Source organism: Amycolatopsis sp. NPDC058278 (assembly GCF_042881395.1).
Lineage (GTDB): Bacteria > Actinomycetota > Actinomycetes > Mycobacteriales > Pseudonocardiaceae > Amycolatopsis.
In genome coordinates this window covers 1-4,613 of record NZ_JBHVXZ010000248.1, presented here as the reverse complement: position 1 = coordinate 4,613, position 4,613 = coordinate 1, and the positions used below count along the sequence as shown (strand labels likewise).

The window sequence follows — 4,613 nt, the reverse complement described above, 5'->3', positions numbered from 1 at the left end:
CGCAGTCGCCCCCCGGGGCGTCCGCGTCCTCTCTCCGTGGTTAGACCCCGGCCCTCCGGCCTACGCGCCGCGCGTCGCGGGGGGGGGGCGCGGGCGACGCGCAGCGGCCCCGCCACCACGGTTCTCCACCACACGCCCGAAGGATGAGGATCTCCGATGTATGAAAAGGACGGCGAGAAGTACTTCATCGTCGATGCGCACATCGCGCTCTGGGACGCCCGGTCCGAGAACCAGCTGAACGTCCACGGCAAGCAGTTCATCGACTGCTTCTACGACTACCACCGGAACCTCAGCCCCGAGGAAGTCGTTTGGGACTACGACACCTACACCTACTACGGCGGCGACCGCCTGATGAAGGACCTCTTCCAGGACGGCTACGTCGACCACGCCATCTTCCAGCCGGCGCGGCTGGGCGAGTTCTACAAGAACGGGTTCGGGCAGACGGAGGAGGCGCTGGCCCTCACGGCCGCCAACCCGGGCAAGCTGACCTACAACCACAACTGGGATCCCCGGTTCGAGCAGGCCGGCCTGGAGCAGCTGCGCCGGGACGCCGAGCGGATGAACCTCAAGGGCGTCAAGCTCTACACGGCCGAATGGCACGGCGACTCGCGCGGCTACAAGCTCGACGACCCCTGGACGCGCCGCTACCTCGAAGAGTGCATCAAGCTCGGCATCAAGAACATCCACGTCCACAAGGGACCGACGATCCGCCCGCTCGACCGGGACGCCTTCGACGTCGCCGATGTCGACAAGGTCGCCACCGACTACACCGACCTGAACTTCATCGTCGAGCACGTCGGGCTGCCGCGCCTGGAGGACTTCTGCTGGATCGCGACCCAGGAGTCGAACGTCTACGGTGGACTTGCCGTCGCGATGCCGTTCATCCACACGCGGCCGAAGTACTTCGCCCAGATCATCGGGGAGCTGCTCTACTGGATCGGCGAGGACAAGATCTTCTTCTCCAGCGACTACGCGCTGTGGACGCCGAAGTGGCTCATCGAGCAGTTCGTGGACTTCCAGATCCCCGCGGACCTGCCGGAGTACCCGGCGATCACCGTCGAACAGAAGAAGAAGATCCTCGGGCTCAACGCGGCCGCGCTGTACGACCTCGACGTGCCCCAGCACCTCCGGCTGCCCGCGACGGCCGGTGCGCGATGACCGCCACCGCCGTGTCCGTGGAGGCCGAGATCCTGGCGGCACTGTCCACTGTGTACGACCCCGAGCTGGACCAGCCGGTGACCGAGCTGGGCTTCGTCCGCTCGGTCGCCGTCGACGACGACGGCGTGGAGGTGCACCTGCGCCTCCCCACCGCGTTCTGCGCGCCCAACTTCGCCTACCTGATGGTGTCCGACGCCCACGACGCCCTGACGGCGGTGTCCGGGCTGGGCCGGGTCCGCGTGGTCCTGGACGACCACCACGACTCCGAGAAGATCAACCGCGGGATGGCCGCCGCGGCCGGCTACGTCGGCACGTTCGGCGTCGAAGCCGAGGCTGGCTTGGATGAGCTGCGCGGCACCTTCCAGCGGAAGGCGCACCTCGCCGCGATCGAGCGGTGCTGCCGTCCGGTGCTGGCGGCGGGTGCCTGGACGCTTGAAGAACTGCCGCTGCTGGAGCTGTTCGACCTGCCGGAAGGCCCGCTGAAGTCGGCGTTGCTGCGGCGGCGGGAGGCCATCGGCCTGCCGACGGACTCGCACGCGCGGGTGCTGGTCGACCACGACGGCACCCCGGTTGCGAAGTCCGACGCCGCGTTGTGGCTGCGCCTCGCCGCCGCCACGCGCGTGTCCATCGAGGGCAATGCGCATTTCTGCCGCGGCCTGCTGGCCACCCGCTACGCCGAGGTGGACCTCGTCGTCTCGAACACCAGGAGCCGTTCATGAAAGCCGTCCAGGTCACCGGGTACCACCACGACCTCCAGCTGCACGACGTCGGAGAGCCCAAGGTCACCGGCCCGCTGGACGTCGTGGTCCGGGTGGGCGCCGCCGGGGTGTGCCGGACCGACCTCCACATCCTCGAAGGCCAGTGGGCGGAGAAGACCGGCGTCGCCCTGCCGTACACGATCGGCCACGAGAACGCCGGGTGGGTGCACGCGGTCGGCGACGCGGTCACGAACGTCGCGGTGGGGGACAAGGTGATCCTCCACCCGCTGGTGACGTGCGGCCTGTGCCGGGCCTGCCGGCTCGGCGACGACGTGCACTGCGAGAACTCGCGGTTTCCGGGCATCGACACCGACGGCGGATACGCTGAGTACCTGCTGACGTCGGCGCGGTCCTGCGTCAAGCTGGCCGACAACCTCGAACCCGCCGACGTCGCCGCGCTCGCCGACGCCGGGCTCACCGCCCAGCACGCCGCGGCGAAGGCCGCGAAGGTGCTGCGCCCCGGCGACGTCTGCGTCGTCATCGGCGCGGGCGGGCTCGGCCACATCGGCATCCAATGTCTGAAGGCGATGAGCGCGGCGACGCTCGTCGTGGTCGACCGCAATCCGGAGGCACTCGAGCTGGCTTCCCAGGTCGGCGCCGATGTCACGGTCGTCGCCGACGGTGGACATGTCGACAAGGTCCTCGAGCTGACCGGCGGCCACGGCGCGGAGGCGGTCCTCGACTTCGTCGGCGAAGGCGGATCGACGTCCGAGGGCGTCCGGATGCTGCGTCGCGCGGGGAATTACTACGTCATCGGATACGGCGAAAACCTCGACATCCCGACCATCGACATCATCTCCACCGAAATCAATTTCCTCGGCAACCTGGTCGGCTCCTACACGGATCTGCAGGACCTGATGGTCCTTGCCGCGCAGGGCAAGGTGAAGCTGCACACCGCCCAGTACCGCCTCGAGCAGTTCCAGCAAGCGATCGATGATCTCAGCGCGGGCAAGGTCCGCGGCCGGGCCATTATCATCCCCTGAAAGGAAAAATCATGGCGAAAGAGCTGCGGTTCAGCGTCGATGCGCGGCGTCAGCTGGAGCTGGGCGTCAACACCTTGGCCGACGCGGTGAAGGTCACCCTCGGTCCCAAGGGCCGCAACGCGGTGCTGGAGAAGCTGACCGGACCGCCGACCATCACCAACGACGGCGTGACCATCGCCCGGGAGGTCCAGCTGCGGGAGCCCTTCGCCAACATGGGTGCCCAGCTGGTCAAGGAAGTCGCGATGAAGACCAACGGAGTGGTCGGGGACGGAACCACGACGGCGACGGTCCTCGCCCAGGCGATGGTGCGGGAGGGCCTGGCCGCGCTCGGCGAGGGCGCGAACCCGATGCGGGTGCGCCGCGGCATCGAGGAGACCGTCGAGGCGATCGTCGAGTGGCTGCGCAAGTCCGCGACCGCGGTCACCGGCGAGGCGGAGCTGGAGCGGATCGCGACCCTGGCGGCCAGCGACGACGAGCGGATCGGCCGCGTGATCGCGCATGCGCTGACCGCGGTCGGCCGGCAGGGGGTCGTCGAGGTGGAGGAGTCCGACGACCCGGGGCTGAGCGTCGAGCTGGTCGACGGGATCGAGTTCGACCACGGCTACACCTCGCCGTACATGGTCACCGACCGGGAGCGGATGGAGGCGAGCTTCGACAATCCGGTCATCCTGCTGACCGACCGGAAGATCAGCCAGGTCCAGGAGCTGATGCCCACCGTCGAGGCAGCCCGCCGAGCCGGCCGGCCGCTGGTGATCCTCGCGGAGAACGTCGACGGCCCGGCGCTGCAGCTGGTGGTGAGCGGCAACGTCCACGGCACCTTCCCAGCGGTCGTGGTCCGCGCGCCCGGCTTCGGGCACCGCCGGCTGGCCGAGCTGGAGGACCTGGCCGCGGCCCTCGGCGGCCGGGTCGTCAGCGAGGACTCCGGGATCAGCCTCACCGACGTCACCGAGCGGGACCTCGGCCGGTGCGCGCACATCACCATCACCGAGGACACGACCACGATCATCGGCGGAGCCGGCGACGAGGCCGCCGTGCGGGCCCGCATCGGCCAGCTGGACAAGCAACTGGGCCGGGCCCGGATCGAACACGACCAGGACAGCCTCCGGCTGCGCATCGCCCGGCTTTCGGGCCGGGTCGCCGTCGTCCGGGTGGGGGCGGCGACCAGCGTCGAGCTCAAGGAGCGGATGCTGCGCGTCGAGGACTCGCTGGCCGCGGCCCGGGCGGCGCTCGAGGAAGGCGTGGTCACCGGCGGTGGTGCTGCGCTGGCGCAGGCCGCGACCTCCGTCGAGCTGCCCGACCTCGACGGCGACGCGGCCCAAGGGCGCGAAATCGTGCGCCGGGCGCTCGGCGAGCCGCTGCACTGGATCGCGGAGAACGCCGGCTACGACGGTGCCGCGGTCCTGGAACGGGTGGCGGGCCTGGACAGCGGCCACGGGTTCGACGCCCTCACCGGGGAGTACTGCGACCTCTTCGCGGTGGGGGTCATCGACCCGCTCAAGGTGACCCGTTCGGCCCTCGAGAGCGCGGCCTCCATCGCGGCCCTGCTGATCACGACCGAGACCGCGGTCGTCGAGGAGGTGCTGGTCAATCCGGGCGCGATCATCGCTCCGGGCGTCGGCGACCTCGCCGAAGGCATGGTCCGCCCGTCGAACATCTACTAGGCACGTCAGAGGCGTTCCTCTCCTGGCGACAGCAGCTCCCCGCGGCAGATCGT

General features: G+C 69.6%; 4 protein-coding genes. All 4 read left to right on the top strand.

Going from position 1 to position 4,613, the window contains the following annotated elements:
* Positions 1-156 precede the first annotated feature (156 nt).
* Genes ACFVYA_RS49515 through groL form a run of 4 tightly spaced genes read left to right on the top strand, consistent with a single transcriptional unit; the run spans position 157 to position 4,560 of the window.
* The gene (locus tag ACFVYA_RS49515) at positions 157-1,158 is read left to right on the top strand and encodes an amidohydrolase family protein (protein WP_387055581.1); all 1,002 of its coding nucleotides are present in this window, start codon (positions 157-159) and stop codon (positions 1,156-1,158) included.
* On the top strand, positions 1,155-1,877 hold the full coding sequence (locus tag ACFVYA_RS49510; RefSeq protein ID WP_387055579.1) for a metal-sulfur cluster assembly factor: 723 nt from the start codon (positions 1,155-1,157) through the stop codon (positions 1,875-1,877). Before ACFVYA_RS49515 ends, ACFVYA_RS49510 begins: the two co-directional genes overlap by 4 nt.
* The gene (locus ACFVYA_RS49505; protein WP_387055577.1) at positions 1,874-2,899 is read left to right on the top strand and encodes an NAD(P)-dependent alcohol dehydrogenase; all 1,026 of its coding nucleotides are present in this window, start codon (positions 1,874-1,876) and stop codon (positions 2,897-2,899) included. The genes ACFVYA_RS49510 and ACFVYA_RS49505 overlap by 4 nt, the downstream gene beginning before the upstream one ends.
* 11 nt (positions 2,900-2,910) lie before the next feature.
* On the top strand, positions 2,911-4,560 hold the full coding sequence (gene groL / locus ACFVYA_RS49500; RefSeq protein ID WP_387055575.1) for a chaperonin GroEL: 1,650 nt from the start codon (positions 2,911-2,913) through the stop codon (positions 4,558-4,560).
* The last annotated feature ends 53 nt before the right edge of the window (positions 4,561-4,613 follow it).

What these genes read in the sequence shown, in the direction of transcription:
- ACFVYA_RS49510 (WP_387055579.1), top strand. Translation starts at nt 1,155, where the DNA reads ATGACCGCCACCGCCGTGTCCGTGGAGGCCGAGATCCTGGCGGCACTG.
- ACFVYA_RS49515 (WP_387055581.1), top strand. Translation starts at nt 157, where the DNA reads ATGTATGAAAAGGACGGCGAGAAGTACTTCATCGTCGATGCGCACATC.
- groL (WP_387055575.1), top strand. Translation starts at nt 2,911, where the DNA reads ATGGCGAAAGAGCTGCGGTTCAGCGTCGATGCGCGGCGTCAGCTGGAG.
- ACFVYA_RS49505 (WP_387055577.1), top strand. Translation starts at nt 1,874, where the DNA reads ATGAAAGCCGTCCAGGTCACCGGGTACCACCACGACCTCCAGCTGCAC.